The 25,363-nt window shown below is 52.3% G+C and carries 18 protein-coding genes and 2 tRNA genes; 1 reads left to right on the forward strand and 19 read right to left on the reverse strand.

Going from position 1 to position 25,363, the window contains the following annotated elements; genetic code table 11:
• Positions 1-27: 27 nt before the first annotated feature.
• The 10 genes from HMPREF9469_RS23585 to HMPREF9469_RS23630 form a co-directional block, all read right to left on the reverse strand.
• Complete coding sequence (locus HMPREF9469_RS23585) at positions 28-1,053, reverse strand: ABC transporter permease subunit (RefSeq protein ID WP_007867900.1); 1,026 nt, start codon at positions 1,051-1,053, stop codon at positions 28-30.
• On the reverse strand, positions 1,053-2,108 hold the full coding sequence (locus HMPREF9469_RS23590; protein WP_195415716.1) for an ABC transporter permease: 1,056 nt from the start codon (positions 2,106-2,108) through the stop codon (positions 1,053-1,055). The genes HMPREF9469_RS23585 and HMPREF9469_RS23590 overlap by 1 nt, the downstream gene beginning before the upstream one ends.
• A complete protein-coding gene (locus tag HMPREF9469_RS23595; RefSeq protein WP_007867916.1) occupies positions 2,105-3,619 on the reverse strand; it encodes a sugar ABC transporter ATP-binding protein in 1,515 nt (504 codons plus the stop codon). The genes HMPREF9469_RS23590 and HMPREF9469_RS23595 overlap by 4 nt, the downstream gene beginning before the upstream one ends.
• 128 nt (positions 3,620-3,747) lie before the next feature.
• Positions 3,748-4,842: an ABC transporter substrate-binding protein gene (locus HMPREF9469_RS23600; protein ID WP_007867919.1), complete on the reverse strand. Its 1,095-nt coding sequence runs from the start codon at positions 4,840-4,842 to the stop codon at positions 3,748-3,750.
• A 183-nt stretch (positions 4,843-5,025) separates the two neighbouring features.
• Positions 5,026-6,567 (reverse strand): sensor histidine kinase, encoded by a 1,542-nt coding sequence (locus HMPREF9469_RS23605; protein WP_007867924.1) that lies wholly within the window; start codon positions 6,565-6,567, stop codon positions 5,026-5,028.
• Entirely contained in the window at positions 6,564-8,192 is a 1,629-nt protein-coding gene (locus tag HMPREF9469_RS23610; RefSeq protein ID WP_007867928.1) for a response regulator, read from the reverse strand. Before HMPREF9469_RS23610 ends, HMPREF9469_RS23605 begins: the two co-directional genes overlap by 4 nt.
• Before the next feature lie 213 nt (positions 8,193-8,405).
• A complete protein-coding gene (locus HMPREF9469_RS23615; protein ID WP_007867930.1) occupies positions 8,406-9,371 on the reverse strand; it encodes an alpha/beta hydrolase in 966 nt (321 codons plus the stop codon).
• 81 nt (positions 9,372-9,452) lie between these two features.
• The gene (locus HMPREF9469_RS23620; protein WP_007867932.1) at positions 9,453-13,238 is read right to left on the reverse strand and encodes a sensor domain-containing diguanylate cyclase/phosphohydrolase; all 3,786 of its coding nucleotides are present in this window, start codon (positions 13,236-13,238) and stop codon (positions 9,453-9,455) included.
• A gap of 80 nt (positions 13,239-13,318) precedes the next feature.
• Positions 13,319-13,672: an Hpt domain-containing protein gene (locus HMPREF9469_RS23625; RefSeq protein ID WP_007867935.1), complete on the reverse strand. Its 354-nt coding sequence runs from the start codon at positions 13,670-13,672 to the stop codon at positions 13,319-13,321.
• Between the two features lie 175 nt (positions 13,673-13,847).
• Positions 13,848-13,931: transfer RNA gene (locus HMPREF9469_RS23630), tRNA-Leu, on the reverse strand.
• Between the two features lie 179 nt (positions 13,932-14,110).
• Between HMPREF9469_RS23630 and HMPREF9469_RS23635 the strand changes: the two genes are divergently transcribed.
• Positions 14,111-14,194 (forward strand) — tRNA-Leu (locus HMPREF9469_RS23635).
• A gap of 186 nt (positions 14,195-14,380) precedes the next feature.
• Here the strand turns inward: HMPREF9469_RS23635 and HMPREF9469_RS23640 are convergent.
• From HMPREF9469_RS23640 to HMPREF9469_RS23680, 9 genes are all read right to left on the reverse strand, one after another.
• On the reverse strand, positions 14,381-15,484 hold the full coding sequence (locus tag HMPREF9469_RS23640) for a hypothetical protein (protein WP_007867939.1): 1,104 nt from the start codon (positions 15,482-15,484) through the stop codon (positions 14,381-14,383).
• Positions 15,481-16,668, reverse strand: coding sequence for an ABC transporter permease (locus HMPREF9469_RS23645; protein WP_007867941.1), 1,188 nt, complete (start codon positions 16,666-16,668; stop codon positions 15,481-15,483). Before HMPREF9469_RS23645 ends, HMPREF9469_RS23640 begins: the two co-directional genes overlap by 4 nt.
• 147 nt (positions 16,669-16,815) lie before the next feature.
• Positions 16,816-18,786, reverse strand: a complete 1,971-nt coding sequence (locus tag HMPREF9469_RS23650; RefSeq protein WP_007867944.1) for a zinc ribbon domain-containing protein — start codon at positions 18,784-18,786, stop codon at positions 16,816-16,818.
• Positions 18,787-18,843: 57 nt separating this feature from the next.
• Positions 18,844-19,518, reverse strand: coding sequence for an ABC transporter ATP-binding protein (locus tag HMPREF9469_RS23655; protein WP_007867952.1), 675 nt, complete (start codon positions 19,516-19,518; stop codon positions 18,844-18,846).
• A 138-nt stretch (positions 19,519-19,656) separates the two neighbouring features.
• Entirely contained in the window at positions 19,657-20,562 is a 906-nt protein-coding gene (locus HMPREF9469_RS23660) for a DMT family transporter (RefSeq protein ID WP_007867954.1), read from the reverse strand.
• Positions 20,563-20,889: 327 nt separating this feature from the next.
• Positions 20,890-21,732: a nucleoside phosphorylase gene (locus tag HMPREF9469_RS23665; protein ID WP_007867955.1), complete on the reverse strand. Its 843-nt coding sequence runs from the start codon at positions 21,730-21,732 to the stop codon at positions 20,890-20,892.
• Between the two features lie 63 nt (positions 21,733-21,795).
• The gene (locus HMPREF9469_RS23670) at positions 21,796-22,713 is read right to left on the reverse strand and encodes an ABC transporter permease (RefSeq protein WP_007867956.1); all 918 of its coding nucleotides are present in this window, start codon (positions 22,711-22,713) and stop codon (positions 21,796-21,798) included.
• Entirely contained in the window at positions 22,713-23,807 is a 1,095-nt protein-coding gene (locus HMPREF9469_RS23675; RefSeq protein ID WP_007867958.1) for an ABC transporter permease, read from the reverse strand. The genes HMPREF9469_RS23670 and HMPREF9469_RS23675 overlap by 1 nt, the downstream gene beginning before the upstream one ends.
• Positions 23,804-25,333 carry an ABC transporter ATP-binding protein gene (locus HMPREF9469_RS23680; protein WP_007867963.1) on the reverse strand — a complete coding sequence of 510 codons (1,530 nt, stop codon included), beginning with the start codon at positions 25,331-25,333 and terminating at the stop codon, positions 23,804-23,806. The genes HMPREF9469_RS23675 and HMPREF9469_RS23680 overlap by 4 nt, the downstream gene beginning before the upstream one ends.
• Between the last annotated feature and the right edge of the window lie 30 nt (positions 25,334-25,363).

A 25,363-nucleotide genomic window follows, 5' to 3' on the forward strand; every position in this document is an offset into this window, starting at 1 on the left:
CTGTACATGATCCGCTGCCGCGTAATTCTACTTATTCTTTCTCTTAAATGCCGCGATCAGGCTCTGCAGTACAATAAAGAAACAAAGCAGCGCCGCAATGGTGATCCTGGTCCACCAGGAGGACAAGGTTCCCTGGAAGGTGATAAATGATTCAATGGTTCCTTTGATCAGCACGCCGAACAGGCTGCCGATCACATTTCCCACACCGCCGGTGAGCAGGGTGCCGCCGATGACGGATGAGGCAATGGCGTCCATCTCAAAGCCCTTGGCCTGCTCCACAAAGCCGGAACAGGTATTCATACAGAACAGAAGTCCTCCAAGTCCTGCCAAAAAACCATCCAGCACATAGGCCTGGAGTTTTATCTTCCTTACATTCAAACCTAAAAGCAGGGCAGACTGCTCATTTCCGCCGATGGCGTAGATGGAACGTCCGAATTTGGTATACTTTAAAAGGATAAAGATAAGCACCAGCATCACCAGGGCAATGATCACACTTGGGTAGATATAGGGATAGATCATGATCCCCTTCTTGTTCAAATAACCGCCAAAGGGAAGATACATCTTAAAGGTTGCCATGGACTTAAAGGTCTCATTATTAATGCTGATCATTTCCTGGCTGATGATGGAGGTCATGCCCCTTGCAAAGAACATGCCTGCCAGTGTGACGATAAAGGGCTGTATCTTCAGATACGCCACCAGGAAGCCCTGCACCAGGCCAAAGACGCAGCCGGTGAGCAGGACAATGATGATGGCGGGGACAGCGCCGATCCCCCCCTTTTCCATCATCCACGCCAGCATCATACACACCATGGCCACAACAGAGCCAACGGAAATGTCAATGCCGCCCGTGATCATGACAATGGTCATGCCCGTTGCCACCACGATCAATCCTGCATTGGAGATAAACAGGTTCAGGAAATTCTGCACCTTGGCAAACCCGCGGCCGCCAAACATGAGGATACCCACAATATACATGACAAAAAACAATACAATGGTCACTACCAGCAAAAAGGAGTTGCCGTCCAGTTTTTTCTTTGTGTTGCCGTTCTTCATTATGCCGCTCCTCCTTCCACTGTCTTAGACGCATGCTTTGCCGTCAAACGCTTCTTAAACTTCTTAAGCTCCTCGGACTGCACTGCCACAATGATGATGACCACGATCGCCTTGTACACCGGAATCTGGTCCGAAGGCACGCTCATGGCATAGAGGGTGGTGGTCAGGGCCTGGATGGTGTAGGCGCCGATAACAGAGCCCAGCAATGAGAATTTTCCGCCTCCCAGGGAGTTTCCTCCCAAGGCCACGGCGGCGATGGCGTCCAGCTCCATGTTAAGTCCGATGTTGTTGGCATCCGCGGAGTAGATACGTGATGATGCCACCAGTCCGGCTATGCCTGCGCAAAGGCCGCAGAACGCATAAGCCATCCAGATGATCTTTGTGGACTTAAGACCCACCAGGCGGGAAGCCCGTTCATTAATGCCCACGGCCTGCACGTACATTCCCATGGCCGTCTTTTTAAGGAGTACATAGGTGAGGACCACCACCAGGACCGCCACAAAAATGGGGGTGGGAATGGGGATTCCCGGGATATTGGAGCCCAGCAGCTTATATCCGTCCACACGGATATAGGTGATCTGTCCGTTGGTGACCAGCTGTGAGATTCCCCTTCCTGCCGTGAACAGGATCAGGGTGGCTACCATGGGCTGTATCTTCAGCTTCGCTACCAGAAAGCCGTTAAAGCAGCCGCACAGGACAGCCACGGCCAGACCGGCCAGCACGGCCAGTATGTATGGATTGGCGTATTCATTGACCGAGACCTCTCCTCCGGCCAGCACATGGGTACATACGGAAGCCGCCACCGCCATGACAGCGCCCACGGAAATATCCGTTCCCGCCGAGGCAGACACCACCAGAGTCATGCCCACGGCCAGCACCACCAGCTCGCTGGCACGGTTGATCACGTCAATGATGTACCCGTAAAGGACTCCGTTGGTAATGGATATCTTAAAAAATGTGGGGGTGGTTACAAGATTAATAAGCAGCACAATCAGCAGACAGGACAGGGGAAGAAAAAGCCTGTATCCTGTTACCTTCTTCACTTTCTCCATCATTCTTCCCCTCCTCCTGCAATTGCTTTCATTATGGAATCCTGGCTCAGCTCGCCCTCCGCCAGTTCCCCTACCTTTTCGCCGTCCCGCATGACCGCCATGCGGCTGCAGGTGCGCAGCATTTCCTCTATCTCCGATGAGATGAACACCACGCTCATTCCATCCTCAGCCAGCTTCAGCACCAGCTTTTGTATCTCTGTCTTTGTACCGATATCAATACCTCTGGTAGGCTCATCCAGGATCAGGAAATCCGGCTGGGTGAGAAGCCATCTGCCCAGGATCACCTTCTGCTGGTTGCCTCCTGACAGCTGTTTAATGGGGGTTTCCCTGTCAGCTGTCTTGATCTGGAGGATATCGATATACTGGTCCGTGAATTCTTCCTGTTCTTTTCTTGACATCAGCTTAAACATGCCTTTTTTTGCCTGGAGGGCAATGATGATGTTCTCACGCACGGACAGGTCCGCTATGATTCCCTCTTCCTTGCGGTTTTCCGGAAGATAGGCCATTCCGTGCATCATAGCGTCAATGGGGGTTCCTGCCTTTAACTTCCGTCCCTTGACCGAGAGCTCACCGCTGTCCGGCTTATCCGCCCCGTAAATCGCCCTCACCAGCTCGGAACGTCCTGAACCCAGAAGTCCTGTAAGCCCGATCACCTCGCCCTTGTGGATGTCCAGGTTAAAGGGCTTGATGGTTCCCTTGTGGCCCAATCCCTTTGCGCTGATGACCACTTCCTCCTTAACCGTGGAAATGCCTTCCTTCTTAATGGCTGCCAGGTCGTCAAAGTCCTTGCCCATCATCTTTGCCACAAGCTGTACCCTTGGCAGGTCCTCAATCTTGTATTCCCCCACCAGGGTCCCGTTTCTCAGGACCGTAATCCTGTTGCATACCGCATATACCTGCTCCAGGAAATGGGTTACAAAGATGATACCGATCCCCTTATCCCGCAGCTGTCGCATCAGCACAAACAGCTTTTCCACCTCGCCGTCATCCAGGGATGATGTGGGCTCATCCAGGATCAGCACCTTGGCGGACATATCCACTGCACGTGCAATGGCTATCATCTGCTGGATGGCAATGGAATAGTTTTCCACTGCTGCCGACACATCAATATGGATATCCAGACTTTCCAAAAGCGTCTGGGCATTCTTTCTCATAGTCTTCCAGTTAATGAGAGGCCCGACCTTTGGTTCACGCCCAATGTACAGGTTTTCTGCAACTGACAGGTTGGGGCACAGGTTCACTTCCTGGTAAACCGTACTGATACCATTTTCCTGTGCTTCCTGGGGAGACCGGTTAATGATCATACCGGACGAACCATCCATTTGGATCGTGCCGGTCTCAAACTCCTCCACGCCGGTAAGAACCTTGATAAGCGTTGACTTTCCGGCGCCATTTTCCCCCATAAGGGCGTGGATCTCGCCTTTCCTCAAGGTAAAGTCCACGTTCTCCAGGGCCTTTACTCCGGGGAAATTCTTATTGATTCCCCGCATTTCCAAAACAATGTTCTGCTCCATGGGATTTCCGCCTTTCTACCGTTTTTTGCCCAGGTTTACAGGGCTCCCTTCCTGTCATCCGCACTCCGGGCTTAAAAAGGGAGAGAGCCGTGCAACGACTCTCCCCACCGCCTTTCCTCTGATGACTATTAATAAGCGCGCTCAGCCTTGATGGCTTCCAGATCCATGGATGTATCGAAGTAAGCCTCATCTACATACTGGATTTTCTCTACAGTCTCGCCTTTTTCCAGCTTCTTGATGATCTCATCCACACGTGGTCCGTGAAGTGGGTTACACTCAAATGCTGCGTTTAAGTCGCCTGCGATCATTGCGTCAAATGCTGCCTTAACTGCGTCAAAGGAGAAGATGATGATGTCACCATCAGGTCCGCAGGTCTTGCCTGCTGCTTTGATCGCATCGATGGCGCCAAATGCCATGTTGTCGTTCTCAGCCACTACTACATCAATATCGTCATAGGACTTTAAGAAGGACTCCATCACTTCCTGACCCTTAGCCTGTGTAAATTCACCGGTCTGCTTATCTAACATCTTCCAGTTGCTGTGCTCGGCAAGGATATTGGCAAAACCTTCTGTACGGCCAACCTGTGCAGATGCACCGATGGTTCCCTGAAGGGTTACAATGTTGATCTCCTCATCACCTCTGCCCTGATCCTCCAGGTACTTGGCCAGCCATGTGCCTGCGTCCTCGCCTTCCTTGATGAAGTTGCCTCCTACCCAGCACTCATATAAGCTCTCATCCACATCCATCATACGGTCGGACAGGATAACCGGGATTCCTGCTTCCTGTGCTTCCTGGAGCACTGCCTCCCATCCGGTCTCAACCACGGGTGCAACTACAATATAGTCTACATCCTGCTGAATGAAGCTTCTGATGGCCTTGATCTGATTCTCCTGTTTCTGCTGTGCATCATCAAAGATCAGTTTATATCCGTTTTCTTCCGTAAATGTGGACTTAAAGGACTCTGTGTTGGCAGTTCTCCAGTCAGACTCAGCGCCAACCTGTGCGTAACCAACCACGATCAGGTCATCAGATGACGCCGCATCAGCTGCAGGTGCTTCTGTGTCAGCTTCAGGAGCTGCCGTGGTGTCGGCTGCAGGGGCTGCCGTGGTTGCTGCGGGAGCTGCTGTGGTAACATCAGCTGGTTTGCTGGAACCTCCGCACCCTGAAAGCAGGGACGCTGCCATTGCTGCACCTAACATAACACTCAAAGTTTTCTTTCTCATAATACGTAAACCTCCTTGAATATGTATTTTATGATTTTTGATACCCCGTGATGATGGTTATATGATACCAGCTGTGAATAACAAAAACAACGGAATTTCTCCGTTGTTTTGTACACGATTTTTTGAATTTTCACAGTTTATTCACACTTTCGGGTGTTTTTTTACGAAAAAAGGTGGAATTTTTCAAACTGCCTCATTTTCCATATCCAACGGGATGGTGACCACTGCCGTGGTGCCCTCCCCCTGGACGCTGTGAAACTCCAGGCTACACCGGCTGCCATAATTCAGCCTCAGCCGTTCCGCCACATTAAAAAGCCCAAAACCGCCTTTGGAGGCAGAACCGCTTTTGGCATGGGACCTGTCCTCACCCCTGAGCTTGCGTTCCACTGCTTCCATCTCCTCCTTTGACATCCCTGCCCCGTCATCCCGGATCTCAAAAACCGCCATGTCATCCCTGGCATATCCGCGGACACAGATCCGTCCCCTTCCCCGTTTATTCTTGATGCCGTGGTAGAGGGCGTTCTCCACAAGTGGCTGAAGGGTGAGTTTGAGCATCCTGTACCCGTTGAGGGATTCATCCAGGGAGACTTCATAATCCATGATATCCTGGTAACGTACCTTCTGGATCTGAAGATAGCTCTCTATATGCCCCATCTCCTCCTTTATGGTGATAAAATCCCTCCCCCCGCTTAGGGTAGTCCTAAAAAACTCGGACAGGGAGGTTACCATGTCCACCACCTCCCGGTTCTGCCCGCCCTCGGCCAGCCACACAATGGTGTCCAGAGTATTATACAGGAAATGGGGGTTGATCTGCTCCTGGAGCAGCTGCAGTTCCATCACCCTGCGCTGGTTCTGCTCCTGCCGTATATCCTCGATCAAACGGCCGATTTCCCCCTTCATATGGTCAAAACTGCCGGTGAGGATCGCCAGCTCATCCCCTGACTCGATCTTGGGTCCTGAGGTAAAGTCTCCCCTGGCCACACGCTCCGTTTCATTGCACAATTTTTGGATGGGTTCGGTGACGCTCTTTGTGATCCTGCGGCTGAGGGTCAGGCCCAGGATCAGGATGATCCCCAGAAGGCTTAAGCTCACCACCATGGCCGTGCGCTCCTGGCTTTCCAGCTGGCGCTGGATCTCCTGCACATGGAGGGTCTCATAGTATATAAACTCCTGACTCTGTTCCGCAATGTCCTCGGTCAGCATGTACACGCCCATTTCCAGAAGCTGCATATTCTTGTCATAGCCCCCATAGGGAAGGTTGTCCTCTATCTCATCCACCCGATCCTCCAGCTGGTCCAGGCAGTGGATGATCCAGCTGATCCTGCGCCGGTTCCCGTCATCTGAGGTGCGCTTTAGCAGCTGCCTGTACACTTTTCTGGTGGAGTTGATCATCTCGTGGGGATTCTTGATCTGCTCCCACCCGTACGGCCTGTCCTCCTCGGGCATATCATGGATATCCTGATAGGTCATGGTGCCGATGGCGATCCGGTACATGGTATAATCCATGTCCTCCCTGAAATACGCCATGGTATTGTTCACATCTGTTATATTCACAATGCTCTGGTTATAGGCATTACAGAACTTGACCACCGTGGCCATGAGATAGATGACCAGGACCGTCAGGGGGATGATGATGATAAAGGTCATGGTGTTCAGTCTTTTTTCCAGGGGAAGGCGGTCTAAGAACCGCTTTTCTTTCTCCCGGAGCCATCCTGGCGCCCTCATGAGCGCTCCCTGCTTCCGGCCCTGTACTCCTTGGGCGTGCATCCCACCGTCTTTTTAAACAGATATCCGAAGTAATGGGAATCCTTGTACCCCACCTCATAGCCGATCTCCGATGTCTTCATGTTTGAGCACATAAGCAGCTCCTTAGCGCGCTCCATACGCACGCTGGTGAGATACTCCACAAAGGTCACGCCCATCTCCTGGCTGAATATGGAGCTGAAATAACTGGGGCTGATATTCACCCTGGACGCCACAGTGTTCAGAGAGATCTCCTCCTTTGCATAATTCTCACGGATAAAAGCCATGGCCTCCTCCAGGACCTGACTGTATTTGCTGGCTGTCTGTCCGTCCCTCAGTGACATTGTCTCCTTAAAAAGGCTTACCAGGCGTTCCTTTAAGGTTTCCATGGAATGGCTCTCCTTCAGGGTTCCCTCCATGTCCGTAACCTCACGGGGCAGGTTCTTCATATCCATTCCCAGTTCCTCCAGGAAGGTCCGGGCACAGAGGTAGCAGTCCATAATGATATACTGGCGGAACATAAAGGAATGGTAGTTCTTCTCCCCTATGTTCTGGAAATACTCCTCCACAAAGCTGACGGCCTCCTCCACGGTTCCCTGCTTCAGGAAATGTTCCAGCGTCCTCCGGTTCACCTTGGACCCATCCACGGAGTGAATGTCAATGGCTTCCCCTGCCGCTGAATATACCTGCTCCATCTCGCTGTAACTCACCACCTGGTTCATTTCCGAAAAAAAGCGGCTGGCAAAGGCACGGCCCGCCTGTCCGTATGACTGCTGCAGATCTCCCAGCCGGTTCACGCAGCCCCCGATGCTTCCAAAAAACTGTATGTCCTTATAGGTGCGCACCAGATCCCCCAGACCGGCGGCGCAGTCCCGGGTCCTGCGCTCCACCTCCTGTTCCGATTCCCCGGTGAGGATAAAGGCCCAGCCCTCCTCCCCCCGGTCGAACACCAGGATATGCTGCCTCCCCTCCATGCGCTCCTCAATGGCCTCCTGGCAGGACAGCACCCGGTCCGACCAGACGCTGGAAGGGCCTGAGGGGATCAGCTTAAAAAGCATGAGCTGGTAAAATGAGGCGGACAGTTCCATTCCCAGCTGCTCCCCCCGCTCCAGGGCCTCCTTAAAGCTGATGCGGCTGGTCACCAGATCCTTAAACAGGCGCTGCCTGTCCAACACCGTGTTCTCCGCCATCTCCAGGCGGTACCGCTCCAGCATATTCTCCTCTTCCCGCTCCCGTTCGATCACCTCTGCAACCTTTTTCACTGCCTCCAAAAGCTTGGATGCAGTGATGGGCTTTAGGAGATAATCCGTGACTCCGATATGTATGGCCTGCTTTGCATAGTCAAACTCATTGTAGCCGCTAAGGATGATGATCTTGATCCTGGGAAATTCCTTTTTCACAAGCTCGGAAAGCTCCAGGCCGTCCATGAAAGGCATGCGGATATCTGTGATCAGTATGTCCGGCTGGACCTTCTTAATCAGCGGATAGGCCAGTTCCCCATCGCTGGCTTCCCCAGCAAATAACAGTCCTTCTTTTTCCCAGGGTATGTTATTCTTAATCCCGTTGCGCATTACAACTTCATCTTCCACAAGAAATATCTTAATCATAAAACTGCCCGCCCCTCGTTTGATTTGATTTATAGTATAGAGTATAAACCGGGCAAATTCAAGAAGTTTCCATCCCGTATGATTTCCCTACAAAAACAAAGCAGAAGCCGTTCCCTTCCAAAGAGTACCGTCTTCTGCTGCTGTTACTTCTGCTGTCTGCTGCTGCCTTGTGCTGTCTGCTGCCGCCTATCACTGCTGTTTATTGCGGCTGTGTCACTGCTTCTCCACATTCTTTCTGTTGATCCACTCCGTAGACACATCCATGGCTGCCCGGCAGGCCTTGGTCTGGTCCAGGGAATTAAGCATCACAAAGTCGTGTATAATGGCCTGGAAACGCACGGCAGTGACATCCACTCCCGCTTGCCTCAGCTTTATGGCATATGCCTCCCCTTCATCCCTGAGAACATCCGCCTCCCCGTTAAGGATCATTGTATCCGGCAGGCCCCTCAGCTGTTCCAGGTTTGCCCGCAGAGGTGAGGCTGTGATCTGATTCCTGTCTTTTTGCGACATGGTGTACTGATTCCAGAACCACTCCATACCTGCCCGGTACAGGTAGTAGCCCTGGGCGAATTCACAGTATGAACCCGTATTAAAGCAGGCATTGGTCACCGGATAATACAGAAGCTGCTTTTGGACCGCCGGACCTCTGCGAAACTTTGACATCAGGGTCAGGGCGGTGGCCATGTTGCCGCCCACGCTGTCTCCCGCCACGGTAAATGTATCAGGGTTTGCAGTATACCCCATGTTCCGGACCAGCTCGGGCACCATACACATCACACTGTAGCACTGCTCAATGGCAGTTGGATACCGGACCTCCGGTGAGCGGCTGTACTCCGGGAATATGAGCAGCGAACCGGTTCTGGCAGCCAGCTCCCTTACCAGCTTTTCATGGGTATGATAACTGCCGAACACCCAGCCCGCGCCGTGAATGTAAAGAATCACATTGGCGGGTGTGCAGACAGTTTCCGGCTCCACCAGATATACTGGGATCGCACCCCATCTTCCGGTATTGACCACCACCCTTTTTGCCCGGGCCGGATATTTATATACAGGGCTGTCCTGGGCCTCTTCCAGAACCATCCTCCCCTGGGCCACGGGCAGTTCAAAAATAAGGGGTGGTTTGGAACTGGCCTGACAGACAGCCTCGGCCTGAGGCTCTAACGGTACACAACGTTTCATATGGTAACTCCTTGATCCTGTTTTCTATTATCAGGATATTCCGGATTTCCTGTTATGCCCGCATTTTTGTATCTTTATCTGCTACTTTTCCTGATCCGGCCCGTCCTTACCTGTCTTGTAGCGGGTAATATCATGGCATGCCAGCAAACATGCGTCCTTCTTTCCCCAGCGGATCACGGACGCGTCCGCCAGGGACCATACCTTGAGAAGAGGATTGTATACTTCCATGGTACAGTTTATCTTATGGCGGATATCTTCCATGGGGCATCTGGCGCACGGTTCCTTTCGCCCAAAAAAGGCTTTATGGCAGCTCATGCCCAATTTGGCCTCCGGCGCGATCCGCTGCGTCTTTTCATTGATATACAGCAGTTCCCGGGTTCCGATGTCCACCACATAGATCCATGAGTTCTGGTGATCCAGGACAGCCCTCAGATCCCCCGCCAATTCCATGACATTGTCCTGGGCCCTCTGCTTTAAAAGAAACAGGGACAAAAGCTCGGAGATAAATGACAGCACCTCGATCTGGTTGATGGTCCACAGGCATTTGGACGTACAGTCGTCAAATCCCACCCAGCCCTTAAACACTCCGTTGTCTTTGATTGCACACTGGAGCATGGACTGGATCCCCTGGCTTTCCATCAGTTCCCTGATGTCCCGTGGAAACTTTCCTATATCATCACAGTAGAGGATGCCTCTCTCGTTAAAATAATCTCTGTAATCACTGTCAAACTCTGAGTATGCCATGTTCTGCATCTTATCCTTCTGCGGCTCAATGCCTTCTGCGCACCACTCAAAGGTATTGCTGTAAAACAGGTTGTCCTCGGAGTTTTCAAACACGTAGGCCCTGCTCACCTGAAGCCGCTCCCCCAGCAGTTCCAGTACACTCTCAACCGCCCGGTCCAGCTGCTCCGCCTTGCTGAGGATATTAAACGCCCTTGGAAGAAGATCGCTTAACACCAGTTCCGTCCCTTCCGACTCAATGGTAGTGTTTGCCGCGGTCTGTCTCCCCGCATTCTGCCCGTAGGCCCTGCTTTCCATGGACTGGTCATAAATCTGGTACTGGTTCTTGCCGCAGGCCTTGGCGTGGTAGAGGGCCACATCCGCCCGCTGGAACAGGGTCTGGAAATCATCCCCATCCCTTGGGCAGACAGCGATCCCAATACTGCTGGTAATGCTGCACTCTCTGGGCAGTTCCTCCAATACCCGGTCAAAGCATTCCAGGATACGCCCTGCCACCATCTTCACCTGCTCGTCCCCCAAAACCCCCTGGAGAAGAGCCATGAACTCATCCCCGCCAATCCGCGACACGATATCGCTGCTTCTGAACAGACGGGAAAGCTGGGACGCTATCTTTGTCAGCACCGCATCCCCAAACATATGGCCATACTGGTCATTGACCATCTTAAAATTGTCGATATCAATGATAAACAAGGCTGCTCCCTCAGGTTTTTCCCGGTTAGCCAGCAGATATTCGATCCTCTGTCGGGCGGAAGCTTTGTTGTACAGCCTGGTAAGGGTATCCCTCTCCGCGCGTGCCTTCAGCTCCTGGGCTGCCATCTTTTCTTCATTGATATCAATTACGATCCCGATTGCCTTGCAGGGCTTTCCCTGGTCGTCAAACTGTGTGGTTGCCCTCAGTTTGCACCACTGGTAACGCCCCCTGGAATCAGAAACCTTAAATTCCAGTTCCCCGTACCGTCTGCCTGAGCGGATCTGCTGGATAAATGCCCCAAAGGGAGCCATGTCCTCCGGGTGGAGGTGGGATATCTTAGGAATCCGCTCCGAAGCCCTGGCGGAGATGGGATCATAGCCAAACTTCCCTTTCCAGTTAGGGGAATAGTTGACCGTGTCCGTCTCAATATCCCACTCAAAAAAGATATCATTGGTCTGTTCCATGATGATCTTATACCGCTCCAGTCCAAGGCGCAGTTCCTCCTGTGCGCGCTTCGTCTGGTTGATATCAATGATCACACTGTAAAGGCACTCCTGTCCATCCTGGTCCGTGATCAGGCATCCCTTGCCTAATACCCAGTTGCTCACCCCGTCCGCATCCTGTACACGGTACTCCAGTTCAAATTCATTTCCATGGTTCAGCTGGTCCGACAGTTCCTTTTTGACCCGTGTCCGGTCATCCGGATGGATCATGTCCAGATAGTGGCCGTGGAACCGGCTGTTGATCTCATCCCTTCCATATCCCATGAATCCATCGTCAATTTCCAGGATGGTAAACCACTGGTCGTTGCGGTAACGGGATATGCCTTTCAGGATGCTGTGGAGAATTTGAACATCATCCTGAAGTTCCTCCCCTGTTTCCTGCTGTCCGCCCGTTCTTCCGGCTGAAATATGTTCCGCCTCTGCTTCCAGTGCTTTCCACAAAAGCAGGGCCTTTCTCTGGCGCGGGTGTTCGATATCGATCCTTAGGATGGTCAGGTCAAACCAGCACCATCCCTGCCCGTCCCGTACGCGGTGCTTCCATGATTTTTTCAGCATTCCCTGCTGGAAAAAACCGGGCATTCCCATAGCCCATGCCTCCCGCATATATTCCTGGTCCTGCGGATCCACCATCTCGGCAATGTAACGTCCCACCGCGTCCTCCAGACGCTCCCCCTGGAACGAACGCTTAATGCGCAGATTAGGGGCATACACCATATGGTAGCTTCCCGTGGAGAAATCCACCTCCACCACCATGGTGTTTTCATACCGCAGCATGGCCAGATACTTCATCTGCTCCAGCTGCAGGGCGCTGACGCTTCCCTCCGCCACAGGCATCAGGGAGGCTTCCTGGGACAGGGAGTGCTCCCTGGGTACATTCCCGTCCGCATACTGCCGGCACAGGCCGGCCAGCGCAGGCTGAACGGTCTTAAAACATTCCAGCATCTTTGGAGAAAAAGCGCCGCATTCCCCGTTAAGGATCATATTGGCTGCCTGCTGATAGGGGATGGCATTCTTATATACACGGTCGGATGTAAGGGCATCATATGCATCCACCACGGACACCGCCTGGGCGCAGATGGGGATTGCATCCTTGCAAAGTCCTTCCGGATATCCCTTTCCATCCCATCTCTCATGATGGTAATGACAGATGTTATATGCATATTGCAGATATTCCTTGTCACTCATCCTGCCCAAGCTGTCCAGAATCTGGCAGCCCTTTATGGTGTGGGTCTTCATGATCTCAAATTCTTCCGGGGTAAGGCGACCCGGTTTATTCAGGATCCTGTCCTCTATGGCGATCTTTCCGATATCGTGGAGGGCGGAAGCCGATGCAATAACCTCTATCTTCTGCTGGTCCAGACCGTATTCCGGACAGTTCTTTGACACCTCCTCCAGAAGTACCCTGGTGAGAAGGCGTATCCGCTTGATGTGCTGTCCCGACTCCAGGCTTCTGTACTCAATGACGGAAGACAAGGCATCCACCAGTATGTCGTTGGATTCCTTCAGCTTGCGGGCTTGGTGGTCCACCATATCCTCCAGGTTATGCTTGTGAAGGTAAAGTTCAATTATATTATGTACACGGCGCTTTACCACATGGGGTTCAAAAGGCTTTACAATGATGTCCGATGCCCCCAGGTCAAATGAGCGAAGTTCGCCCTCCAGGGAATTGTCCGCGGTGATCACCACCACCGGCACCTCATCCAGGAAACCGCCTGCCCCCATCTCCTTCATTACCTGATATCCGTCCATCACAGGCATCACCACATCCAGAAGCATGATGGCAATATTGCTGTGGTACTGCTTTAACAGCAAAAGGGCCTGTTCCCCGTTCTCCGCTTCCAACAGATGGTATTCATCCTGAAACAGGCCGCTCAGTATGACCCGGTTTATCTCCATATCATCTACAATCAGTATCGTATCCCGCTGGCGCATCTTACTTTTCCTCTCTGCGATCCGCCTGGATCCGTGGATTCAGGCGATTGATACATTCAAATAAGGCTTTTGTACAAAACTCAGGCCTTGGAAAGGATCTCACAGATCTCATCATATGCTTTCTTCAGTTCACCATACTTCCCGGACGCTTCCGCAAACTTATCCCCTCTGATACAGTCCACCATCTCTGAGGATATGCCGTAGAGCCTGGTAAGCCCCAGGTTGGCTGTCAGTCCCTTAAAGGTATGGGTGGAAGTCAGGGCAGCCTGTGTATCCTCTGCCTCAAAGGCGTTTGTCACATCCTGAAACGTGGGATCGGACAAAAACTTTGTAAGAAAGCGCTCATAAAGCCCGGAATTACCGCTGAACCGTCTTAAGGCCCCTTCTGTATCCACCCCTGCATTCTGAAGTACAAGTATTGTATTCAAATCCATATATCCTCCTTTTCCGGCCAGTAAGCCGGACCCTTTACATGGCATTATTTTATCATATTTCATCCTAAAATTACACCTGTATTTTTATGGATCCGCCTGGTATCCGGCACGATCCCGATCCTTTGCCGTATTATGATATAATACAAAAAAGCCTAGTATACACTAGGCTTTTTAGTGCGGGAGATGGGACTTGAACCCACACGAGCATACACCCACAAGATCCTTAGTCTTGCCTGTCTGCCAATTCCAGCACTCCCGCAACACGAATGGTAGTATAGCATAGAATTTTACAATTGGCAACTGGTTTTTGAAAAATATTCTAATTTTTTTTCTTTTGGCAATGTCAGGAAATTTTTTCAAAAATATAGTTGACAAATAGGCCAACCTATCTTATAATAACCTTCGTTGCTTGAGACAACTACTCGACAGCAGCAGAATGCAGAAGTGGCGGAATTGGCAGACGCGCACGGTTCAGGTCCGTGTGGTAGTAATACCTTGAGGGTTCGACTCCCTTCTTCTGCAGTAGCGGAATCCCAGATCATAACGGTCTGGGATTTTTTGTATCACGGGAAATTTAAAAACACTCCGCGGGATCACACCGCGGCGGAAGGAAAGATGTCGCTGAAGCGCCCCGCCGAAGGCGGAGAATCCTGCGAGCAGGATTCTTTGTTTCTTTTTATCATTGACCCTTTAGTCATCTCACTGCCGTCACCGGAACATATTCAGGTAATACCAGGGAGGGAACATTTTTCCCACCTGGTCAAACACATCCAGATACCTACCTGCATCTATAAACACAGGACAGAACAACAGGCTTCCTATGACAAAAAAGGGGATGATGCAGCAGAGTACCTGGGACCTGCGGCAGGCCAGCTTTAAAAGCCAGGATACGGCCGTTACCGCCCCGCAGTAAACTGCCATGACAATTATCTCCTTTGCAGGCGCTCCCAGGCTCCTGCCGGCCCACAGAGCCATTAGGCCGGATATGGACGCCAGGAACACAGGGGCTGCCATGGACGCCAGGCGGCAGGGCGTCCTCAAGCCATAGGACAACGGAAGGTATAATCCCCTTTCTTCGTCCCCGCACAGCACCACAGCACCGTACAGGCCTGTTATAAACACATACACGGCCACCAGCCCCCTGACGGGAAATACGGTCCCGGACAGGGCATCGGAAGAGGTTTGCTCACGGCCTTTCTGATCCAGAAAGCTGTACTCAAACCGGAAAGTACTTCCGTTAGCAAGCCATTTGTCATAGAGCTCCCCCGACTGTGCGGCGGCTTGTTCCCGCTGCGCGCTTCCCGGTGCTCCCAGCTGTTCAAACAGGGACTCCTCACCCACATAATCCATTAAAAGCTGCCTGCCATAGATTTCCATCAGCGCGGCAAATACCGTTTCCGTGGACAGGGACGCCGACACGGTGGAAGGAGCTGAATACACACCTATGCTGCGCCTGTAGTTTCCGGCATCCAGTTTTTCCTTAAAATCCTCATATACCACAAACCCGCACTCCGCCCTGCGGGAAGCCACCTCGTCCTTAACAGCTTCTTCATCCCGGCATTCATAAAACCGGAACATGCCGGCGTCCCGGCCCAGTCTGCGGTTTATTAGACCTTCCGCCAGTTCAGCGCCCAGTTCATTCTCCTGGCCGTTCTGGACAGCGATGGCAATCTTAATCTCCTGCCCCTTATCTCCCTGCCCCTTATCAACTGCCAGGATCACAAGCGGAAGCAGAAGAAGGATCAGCAGAAAGGAGAGCTTTTTAATATATCGCTTGCAGGAGAGCAGGAACCATACCATTACTTTTTTCATCTTCTTCCCACCTCCACCCAAAGGCTGAGCAGAAAGCATACGGCTGCCACTGCTGCCAGTTTACAGAACACCGCGATACTGAAAGCCGAAGTCACTGCCATCTTCACACCTTCCATAAAAATATAGGTGGGCAGGAAGGCTGCCGCTGTCCGTAAGGAGGCTGGCAGGAATACAAGGGGAAGGAACCCGCCTGCAAGAAAATGCATGGCCGTAACCGCCAGAAACAGGAGCATCACGCCCCCCATCAGGCTGCCCGCGGCCTGGTACAGGAATACGACCATGGAGGAAGCCGCCACGCATACGGCTGCAACAGACAGGATCCCCGGCAGGCTCCATGTGATCCAGCCAAGGCCCCATGCTGCTGCCAGGGCCAGCAGGGCGGTTACCCCCATCAGCAGGCCCAGGCCCAGGATTCTTGCGCCTATGACCGTGGCATTGCCCACACCTATAAGAGACAGTTTCTGCCTCATGGTCCGGCTGGCAGGTGACAGGTAGGCCGACACCGGAATGGCGCACAGGAGAAGGAACAGCACAAACGCGCTGATCCCGTAAAAGTGGTACGTATCCACATCCCCGGTAGCCGTGACCCTTACATTCCTGAAATAATCCATCCGGGGAAGGCTGTACCCCATAAAGATCCGGTTCAGATCCGCCTCCAGGCGGGGAATGGAATCAGTCATCCCCTCCAGAACACAAAGCTCATCGCCGGCATAGATTCCTGCCTGGCTGGCTCCCAGCGTCCTGGAGCCGGCATCTGTGAGTTCCTTGAAGATCCGGCTCTCCAAACCTGCCCCTTCCGGCAGTATGATGCGCACCGGTGTATTGGTCCCATTCATAATATCCTGGACAAATCCCTCCGGCACCTCCATTACCCCGAACAGCTTCCCCGCCCTCAGCCTGGCCACTCCTTCCTCACGGTCCATATATTCAAAATCACAGATACTCTTTACGCTTTCCAGAGAACTAACCATGGCAACCGCCTTCTTCGCCACCGCATCTCCCTCAGGAAGCACCACCCCTACGGTGATCCTCCCTGATACCTGCTTCCCATACAACATCTTACTTGCCAAAAAGGCAACCGTACCCGCCAATAGTAACAGCACGATTGCCCCTGCAATGATGTGGGGAAGCTTTTTACATGCTCGTTTTAACTCCAGTTTAAGATAAACCAGACGTGCAGACATATTTCCCCATTCCTTTTGTCACGCCCGGATCCCTGACCCTTTGGTCAAAAACTCGGGCACGTTTTTCAATTACTTGTATTTCACGGCTTTTCAGTCCGTATTAACTACAGCGCCTTAGCCGTATTTACCGCAGCTGCCTTAGCCGCCTTAATACATCGGTACATCCAGCTGTCCTGCCAGACCCATCACGCCGAATACCATTTCCATCATCACATTGTTCCAATCCTGCTCCGTGGCTGCCAGCACATCCAGGGTCTCACCCTCCAGAGGCGTTACTTCACTGCTCAGAGGTCTGCTGTATACCTCGCCGCTGAGGACCACATTCATGGTATTGTCCATGGCCGCGATGTCCAGTGAATCGATATCCATGTGGAAATTCTTGCCCTTTTCCAGCTGATCCATCACGCCTGTGGCGGACATCTTAAGGATCTGGGAACCTTCGCCGCCCACTTCCACACCTGCATGGTAGCTTCCGTCTGCAGAATCATAAGTTCCTGTGTACATGAAATTGTAGTTGGCATCCTCCGGAAGTCCGATATCCACGGACAGGTCACAGGTCAGTTTTTTGCCGTCATAGGTTCCCTGCTTTAAAAGGTCCACTGTCACTGTGTCTGTGGCATCCTCCAAAACAACACTGCCCGTCAGATTCTGCGTCAGATAGGCTCCGCCCTGAAGCTCTAACTTAAAGTTAACTGCCACGTATCCGTCTTCCACGCCTGGTTCATCTTCCACGTACAGGTTCGTGCTTCCGTCCACTGCGGCAAGGTTTCCGCTCTTGTCAACATAAACTGTCATCTGCACATCTGTCAGTGACTTCTCCAGATATGTGATCATTTCGTCCACAGTTTCCTTGACCTCATCATAGGTCTGCTCCTGCATCTCCTGTGCAGACACGGAACCGGCTCCTGTTACAGCGCCGCCCATCAGCTCGCTCATTCTCACGGTGGCTTCCAGCTGCTTTAAGTAATCACCTTTCAGGGTCTCATCCTGCAGGAAGAAATCAGAAGATGTGCGCAGGAACTCGATCATGGAATCCTTGCTGATCACAACGTCATACCCCTGGCAGCTGACCTGTGCGCCGTTCATGGTGTAGGTACCCTTGTCCGCCTTGGTAACGGTGAGAGCCGCCTTGAAGTTGTCCTGTGCCTTGCAGCCTTCCTTATAACGGTTCATAAGGGCTTCGATATCAAATGGAGCTTTTCCCTCCTCCTCAGCCTTCTCGGCTTCATCGATCAAGTCTGTAAAATATCCTGCCAGGCCATCCACATCCACGCCGCTGTCAGCCAGCATAGGGCCGATGGTGGGTGAGTTCTTAATGCGGTCCGCCAGTCCTTCTCCCAGATCCACGGTAAACACCTTGCTGCTCAGCTCGGGGATCGCCATCATCAGGGTATCATCGCCATAGTAAGCATCAAAATTGGCAAGATCCATTCCGTTGTAGATCACACCCATGTTAAAGGCGTTCCGGTTGTTGGTCCTGTCTTCCCTGCCCTCCAGGCGCAGTCCGCTGCCTGCAAAAGCATTCACACTGGGATCCGAACAGCTGTCCATCTTAAGGGTCATACCGCTTTCCCTGTCTTCTTTCAGTGCCGTGTCGGCAAAGTCCTTAAAGCCGAACAATTCCTCTGACGGGAATACCTGGCCGTCCTTGTAAATGTTTTCAAAGGCATCAATCACTACCTGCTTTGGATCCTTTGCCGTCATCTTTACATATGCCAGTGCTGCTGCGGCAGCAACAAATACAATGGCAATGACTGCAAAAAGGATCTTCATGAATTTCTTATTGGGGCCCGGCTCACCGGCTGATGTCTGAACCGGCTGGGTAACTGCCGGCTGTACAGTCTGGTCTTCCACTGCTGGCGGCTGGTCTTCTGCGGCCAATGCCTGCTCTGAGCCCGCGCCTTGTGCCGCTGTTTCTCCTGCGGTCTCTGCCACTGTTTCTCCTGCAATTTCTTCTACAATCTCTGTCTCTCCTGAAGTTTCCTCTGCAGTCTCTGCCGCTGTTTCTCCTGCGGTCTCTGCCTTTGTTTCCTGGCCTTCGCTGTCCAATGGAGCGCCGCACTGGGTACAGAATTTCACTTCATCCCCGCACTCCGCTCCGCATTTTGTGCATTTCATTCTTTTTCTCCTCCCTTGCATCGGGTCCATGCATATTCTGCATGTCCTGTTGTATTTCTATCGAAACTGGCTGATCAGCTCATTGGCCGACAGACCATTTTCAATCTTTGTCAAGCGGCCCTGCCTCAACACATGCATCTGTGTGCACAGAGCCAGTTCGGCCAGTTCATGGGAAGTCAGCACCACCGCACCGCCTCCTGCCATATACTCCCGAAGGTAATTCCTAATCAGTTCCTTGCATTCCAGATCCAGGGCAGCCCCCGGCTCATCCATGATCAGCACAGGCGCATGGTTGGACAAAGCACAGGCAATACTGACCCTCTTTTTCATTCCTCCTGAAAGCTTTCCGGCCGTGCGGTTTAACATCTTATCCACCCCCAGCATGGCGGCGGCTCCGTTTTTCAGATCCTCTTCCATTCCCTTCCTGCTTCCCCTGTACCACAAAAGCAGGTTGTCCCTGACCGTCAGTTCTTCCATCAGAGGATTCTCCTGAGGCACATAGGCGGCCTCCTCGGCAAACACCCGAGGACGTCCCACCGCCTGTCTGCCGTTAAACACAATACTGCCCTTGTCCGCTTTTAAGGCTCCTGAGATAATTGACAAAAGAGTGGTCTTTCCACAGCCGTTATATCCCACAATTCCTACACAGTCCCCCGGTTCTACCGTTAGTTCCACCCCCTCAAGGATGACTTGCCTGCGATAAGATTTGCATATTCCTGATATTTCCAGCATTGTTTTAGACCACTCCTGATGTTCGTTAAAATTGTAACTCTATTTTTTAGTGTAGCACAAATCCGCACTGATTGCAAAATAATAATTATTACGGTTTTTTAACAGGCTTCTTAATATAGAGGTTGATGGCTGCCTATTTTACTTTTCCTGAGCAGCCAGGCTGTTGCCGATCATTCCGGCCACGATCACCGCAATGCCGGCCAATCCGGCCTTGTCGGGCACACCGTCCTGCAGCAGGAAGATACCGCCCAGCAGGGTGAATACCACTTCCCCGCACTGCGTGGCTTCAACCACTGCCAGCTGCCTTGGATTGTGCTTTACCATATCCGTTGCCCGAAAGAACAGCACGGTGGCGATCACACCGGAAAACAGGGCCACACACAGCGACTGCATCACCTGTCCCCTGCCGGGAAGCCCGGACCTTACCGCTGCCCAGAGGGACAACAGAAGCCAAAAGGGCATGCTGCAAAGAGTCATTCCAAACACCCTTTTGATGGTTGACATGGATGGAGGGCAGCACGCCATCATCTTCCGGTTTCCCAGGGGATAGGAAAATGCCGCAACCAGGATGGGAACCAGGGTGAGGAACACGGTTCCTCCATCGGCCCGTTTCAGATGGGGAACCTGGAGCAGGAAGATCCCTGCCAGGATCAGCAAGGACCAGGACAGGTTCCTGACCGGTATCCTCTTTCCAAAAAGAGGGGTCAAAAGCACGCCCGCCACAATGGTCAGCTGCCATGTGGCCGCTGCCAGCCAGGACTCCCCAAACACAGACCCAAAGGTCAGCGGCGCGTAGAACAATCCGAATCCCACCGTACTCCACAGCACCCATTCAAACGGGCGCAGGCATATCTCCCTCCAAACCTCTGCCATCGCCCCCTTCTCCCTGGCCAGCATCAGAACCAGCATGGGAAGGGTGAACAGATAGCGCAGACAGGCTGCCCACAGCCAGTACCCTCCTGCAAGGTTCATGCTCCTGTTCAGTATAAAGGTAAAAGCGAAAAAAAATGATGCCAATATACCATAAAACAAAGCTTTTTTCATACGGTCTTCCTCCTGATATGGTCTATCTCCTGCTTTTGCAGAACCATGTGTATCATGGCAGAGCCTGTTCCCATAGGGACTGCTTTCCGCAGACTGAAAAAGACCCTGGGCATCCTGCTGTTCCAAGGTCTCACGTTTTAACAACTCAGGATATTGTACCTCAGATCGGGCGTTGATGCAACCAGTTCTTAGGAGCCATATGTCCATACCTCACCGCCATGCCATATGGTCACAAAAGGCATGGAGAGCCGGCGGCCCCTGAGGGCCATGTTGTCTCCATGCCTATTGGATTTCCTGTTGCCGTGGCAGATAGGGTTTTACCACGTACTATTTAATAAGAGACAGGGAAATATGCGCTTTTCCCTTTTCCTTTTTCTTTTTATCCCATTCCCATAGAAGCTGCATGGCCAGGTTCGCCACTTCCAGGTTATGATCCACCGTGCTGTTGTCATACTGGAAGGAATTCTCCACCCGGTTGGCCACCACGGTAAAAATAGCGCCTGCACGCATTTTGTAAAGGGAGCTGATGGTGAGGACGGTCGCTGCCTCCATCTCGAAGTTAAGTACTCCGGCCGCCTGCATATCCGGCAGCAATGTCTTCATGAAACTCTGGCTGTATCCGTTGTGCCCCGGACGCCCCTGTCCGCAGAAGAAGGAGGAGGCCGTGTATCCAATTCCCACATGGTAGGTATACCCCAGCTGCTCCGCCGCCTCGATCAATGCCATGGTCACCTCGTGGTCAGCCACGGCCGGATAGGAATTGGTCACATATCCATCGCTGGTCCCTTCCTTTCTTACCGCTCCTGTGCAGATGATCAGATCGCCCGGTTTGATATAGGTCTGGATTGCTCCGCAGGTTCCCACACGGATCAGTGTGTCACAGCCGACTTCCGCCAGATCCTCTAATGCACTGGCCGTTGAACCGCCGCCTGCCCCTGTGGAACAGGCAGAAATATCCATATCCCCGATCTTTCCCGTATAGGTCACATGCTCCCTGTAGTCTGCCACAAGGTGGCCGCTGTCCCACATCCGGGCAATTTTCCCCACCCGTTTGGGATCACCGGGCAGCAGGCAGTAACGGGCCACATCCCCCTTACCGCACTGGATATGATATTGTTTGCCGTCCTTATCCGTTGGACGGGATGCATTTTCCCACTCGTTGTTTGTCATATGTCTGTACTCCTCCATTGCCATTCAGTTCTCAATATGATCTGTTCCAATATCTGTGCCGTATCAAGTCTCCACATGCTTGCCCACACCTGCCGGTGCCTTGCCTCCCTTTAATCCAAAGGTAATGACAAGCAGGGTAAATACATAGGGCGTCATCATAACCAGCTGGGATGGAAGGATGCTCTGGAAAATGGTCTGCAGGGAATCAAAAAATCCAAAGAAAAGGCTGCCGCCCAGCGCACCCACCGGGTTGTACCTTCCGAATGCATTGATAACCACGGCAATGTATCCTCTTCCTGAAGTCATATCTTCCACAAACAGGTTCATCTGTCCCAGGGACAGATAGGCCCCGCCCAGTCCGGCAAAGGCGCCGCTCATGGCCACTCCGAAATACTTGTAAATACGGACATTCAAGCCTACGGTGCTGGCCGCCTGCGGATTTTCACTGACCATTCTCATCCGCAGCCCCAGGGTCGTCTTATATAAGAAGATCCAGCTGACAATGACCAGAAGTATGGTCAGGAAAAACAGTATGTTCTGGGCTCCCAAAATCCTGCCAATCACAGGTATCTTCTGGAGTATGCCCCAGTTTGGCTTTGCGAATGCCGCCACGCTCACAGACTTTCCGCTCATGCCAAAGATAACGTTCAGCAAAAGAGGCGTCACGGCGCTGGCCAGCAGGTTTACGCACATTCCGCTGATGGACGCGTTTACCTTGTAAGAAATATGCATGACTGCGTGAAGCATGGAAAAAACAGCGCCGAACAGGATGCCGGTCAAAAGCCCGATCCACGCATTTCCTGAGATCCAGGAACCCAACACCGCAAAGAAGGAGCCTGCCAGCATCATACCTTCCAACCCCAGATCACTGACACCGGCCCGCATGGAAAAACAGCCTCCCATGGATGCCAGGATCAATGGCACGGAACTGCGCAGGGTGGACGCTAAAATGGAATATACCAAATCTATATTAAACTGCATCAGCTTTCACCTCCGTAAGATTCCTGTTTCTCCTTCTTAAATTTATGTACCTGTTTCAAGATAGCCTGGATCAGTGCCGGCGCCGCCACAAAGATGATGACCAGAACCTGGATCACATCCACGAACTCCACCGGTATGGACGTGGTCCTGTTCAGTGTGATGGTACCCGCCTTCAGGATTCCGATCAGGAATGCCGAAAGGATAACCCCCACCGGACTGTAGGCTGCCAGCGCTGCTACGGAAATGCCCGCAAATCCATAGCCGGAAGAAAAGCCCTCAATAAACCGGTAATTGACTCCCAGCACCATGGCCGCTCCCCCAAGGCCTGCCACTGCTCCGCTCAGAGCAAATGTGGTCAGGTATGTTTTGGGTACAGAGATACCGGCAACCTTGGCCGCCCTCAGGTTCAGGCCCGTCACTTGTATCTCATAGCCAAAAACGGTCCGGTCCAGCATGAACTGCAGCAGTATGGCTACAATGATCACCACAAAAATAGCGATTGTCAGCTGGGTCTGGGGAATCAGCTTCACCAGCTTGGCGCTGTCCGCGATACGCTCCGTCTGTCCCACACCGCTTCCCGGGGGTTTTAAAGGCCCGTTGGCCAGGTAACTGGTAAACAGCTGGATGATCTCATTTAACATCAAGGTCATGATGATCTCATTGGCTCCGAATTTGATCTTTGCAAGGGCTACAAAAAATGCCACTGCTCCTCCTGCCACGATCGCCGCCAGCAGGGCCAACGGCACATGGATAACGCCCGGCAGGTTTGTGATATAAGCCCCCACCAGCGCGGCCGCCATGGCCCCTGCATAGAGCTGTCCTTCCGCTCCTGTATTGATCATACGCACCCGGTAAGCCAGGGCAAAGGAAAGTCCTGTAAACATGATCGGTGTGGCCTGGCTCAGTGAAAGTGCAAATCCCTTGACCGTTCCCAGGGACACGCCGAAAATAGCTTTATAGCTTTCCAGCGGTGAATATCCGCTGATGCCGATAAATATCATTCCTAAAAGGAGGGAGAATACTAAAGCAAAAAAGGAGTTGATGAAGGAATTTTTCATGGCTGTCCTTTTTGCGCTCTTCATTTGTTCGTTCATGCCTGCACCTCCTTTTCCACCATGGTATGGCCGCCGGTCATCAAAAGTCCCATTTCAACCTCATCCAGTTCTCCCGGCATGCTTTCTGATACGATCTCACCTTCGTAGATCACAAGGAGCCTGTCGCTTAAAGTCCTCACCTCATCCAGATCCGCGGAGATCAGCAGGATAGCTGCCCCCTGGTCCCTGAGTTCGATCAGCTGGCTGTGTATATATTCCATTGCCCCTATATCCACCCCTCGGGTTGGATGGGCAATGATGATCGCTTTCGGATCCCTGCTGAATGCCCTGGCAATGATGATCTTCTGCTGGTTGCCCCCTGACAGGGAACTGACCGCAGCCTCCACATTGGGTGCCTTGACCTGGAATTTATCCTTCAGCTTCTGGGCATACCGGAATATGGATTTTTTCTCCAGCAAGCCACTCTTCCTGCAAAAGTCCGATTCCCGGTGATACCCCAGGATCATGTTGTCCATAATGGACATCTCTTTTACCAATCCCATGGACAAACGGTCCTCTGGAATATGTCCGATGCCGTCCTGAAGGAAATCCCGGCAATTGCCCGTAACTTCTTTTCCATTCAGGGTCATTTTCATGGATTCCGGTTCCCTCAGTCCGGTCAGGGCCTCGATCAGCTGGCTCTGTCCATTTCCCTCAATACCCGCGATCCCCAGGATCTCACCGTGGCGGATATCAAAGGACACGTCTTTTACTTTTTCCTGTCCGTCTTCCTTTACGGTCAAATGTTCCAGATGAACACACACTTCCCCGATGTGCTCTGCCGGGCGCCGCTTCTGAAGATTGACTTCCCGGCCTACCATCATCTCCGACAGCTGTTTGGTGGTCACGTCCGCCGGGTTCACATCATCCACCACCAGGCGGCCGTCCCTAAGAACCACAACTCTGTCCGCCAGCGCCTTTGTCTCCTTCAGCTTATGTGTAATGATAATGATACTCTTTCCCTCATCTCTCAGCCGTTTCAGGATCACAAACAAGTCATCCACTTCACTCGGCGTCAGGACTGCGGTAGGCTCGTCCAGTATGATCACATCCGCCTTACGGTAGAGCACCTTAAGGATCTCCACCCTTTGCTGCTCTCCCACGGACAGCTTTTCCACCTTCACATCAGGATCGATGTTAAAATGGAACTGGGATATCAAATCCTTTACCTGCTGCCTTGCCTTTTTCATATCCAGGAACTTATTCTTGCTGGGTTCACTTCCCGCTATGATGTTTTCCGTGACCGTGAATGCCGGCACCAGCATAAAATGCTGGTGCACCATACAGATCCCTTTTTCAATGGCATCCACCGGCTTACGGAACCGGATGGGCTCTCCCCGGTAAAAGATCTCACCGGAACTTTGCGGTGTCATCCCGTACAATATCTTCATCAGCGTGGTCTTTCCCGCGCCATTCTCTCCCAATAGCGAAACGATCTCCTGCTCATGAAGCGTAAAATCCACTGCGCTGAGAGCCGTTGTTCCCGGATAGATCTTTGTTATCTTCTCCATCCGTATCAGTTCCATCTTTTGTCACCTCCGAATCTGCTGCCGCCT

It is taken from the genome of [Clostridium] citroniae WAL-17108 (genome assembly GCF_000233455.1).
In the GTDB taxonomy this organism is placed as follows: Bacteria; Bacillota; Clostridia; order Lachnospirales; family Lachnospiraceae; genus Enterocloster; species Enterocloster citroniae.

Bases quoted from the DNA above. Each gene is read 5' to 3' on its own strand.
- HMPREF9469_RS23585 (WP_007867900.1), bottom strand. From the start codon at position 1,053: ATGAAGAACGGCAACACAAAGAAAAAACTGGACGGCAACTCCTTTTTG.
- HMPREF9469_RS23590 (WP_195415716.1), bottom strand. From the start codon at position 2,108: ATGATGGAGAAAGTGAAGAAGGTAACAGGATACAGGCTTTTTCTTCCC.
- HMPREF9469_RS23595 (WP_007867916.1), bottom strand. From the start codon at position 3,619: ATGGAGCAGAACATTGTTTTGGAAATGCGGGGAATCAATAAGAATTTC.
- HMPREF9469_RS23600 (WP_007867919.1), bottom strand. From the start codon at position 4,842: ATGAGAAAGAAAACTTTGAGTGTTATGTTAGGTGCAGCAATGGCAGCG.
- HMPREF9469_RS23605 (WP_007867924.1), bottom strand. From the start codon at position 6,567: ATGAGGGCGCCAGGATGGCTCCGGGAGAAAGAAAAGCGGTTCTTAGAC.
- HMPREF9469_RS23610 (WP_007867928.1), bottom strand. From the start codon at position 8,192: ATGATTAAGATATTTCTTGTGGAAGATGAAGTTGTAATGCGCAACGGG.
- HMPREF9469_RS23615 (WP_007867930.1), bottom strand. From the start codon at position 9,371: ATGAAACGTTGTGTACCGTTAGAGCCTCAGGCCGAGGCTGTCTGTCAG.
- HMPREF9469_RS23620 (WP_007867932.1), bottom strand. From the start codon at position 13,238: ATGCGCCAGCGGGATACGATACTGATTGTAGATGATATGGAGATAAAC.
- HMPREF9469_RS23625 (WP_007867935.1), bottom strand. From the start codon at position 13,672: ATGGATTTGAATACAATACTTGTACTTCAGAATGCAGGGGTGGATACA.
- HMPREF9469_RS23640 (WP_007867939.1), bottom strand. From the start codon at position 15,484: ATGAAAAAAGTAATGGTATGGTTCCTGCTCTCCTGCAAGCGATATATT.
- HMPREF9469_RS23645 (WP_007867941.1), bottom strand. From the start codon at position 16,668: ATGTCTGCACGTCTGGTTTATCTTAAACTGGAGTTAAAACGAGCATGT.
- HMPREF9469_RS23650 (WP_007867944.1), bottom strand. From the start codon at position 18,786: ATGAAATGCACAAAATGCGGAGCGGAGTGCGGGGATGAAGTGAAATTC.
- HMPREF9469_RS23655 (WP_007867952.1), bottom strand. From the start codon at position 19,518: ATGCTGGAAATATCAGGAATATGCAAATCTTATCGCAGGCAAGTCATC.
- HMPREF9469_RS23660 (WP_007867954.1), bottom strand. From the start codon at position 20,562: ATGAAAAAAGCTTTGTTTTATGGTATATTGGCATCATTTTTTTTCGCT.
- HMPREF9469_RS23665 (WP_007867955.1), bottom strand. From the start codon at position 21,732: ATGACAAACAACGAGTGGGAAAATGCATCCCGTCCAACGGATAAGGAC.
- HMPREF9469_RS23670 (WP_007867956.1), bottom strand. From the start codon at position 22,713: ATGCAGTTTAATATAGATTTGGTATATTCCATTTTAGCGTCCACCCTG.
- HMPREF9469_RS23675 (WP_007867958.1), bottom strand. From the start codon at position 23,807: ATGAACGAACAAATGAAGAGCGCAAAAAGGACAGCCATGAAAAATTCC.
- HMPREF9469_RS23680 (WP_007867963.1), bottom strand. From the start codon at position 25,333: ATGGAACTGATACGGATGGAGAAGATAACAAAGATCTATCCGGGAACA.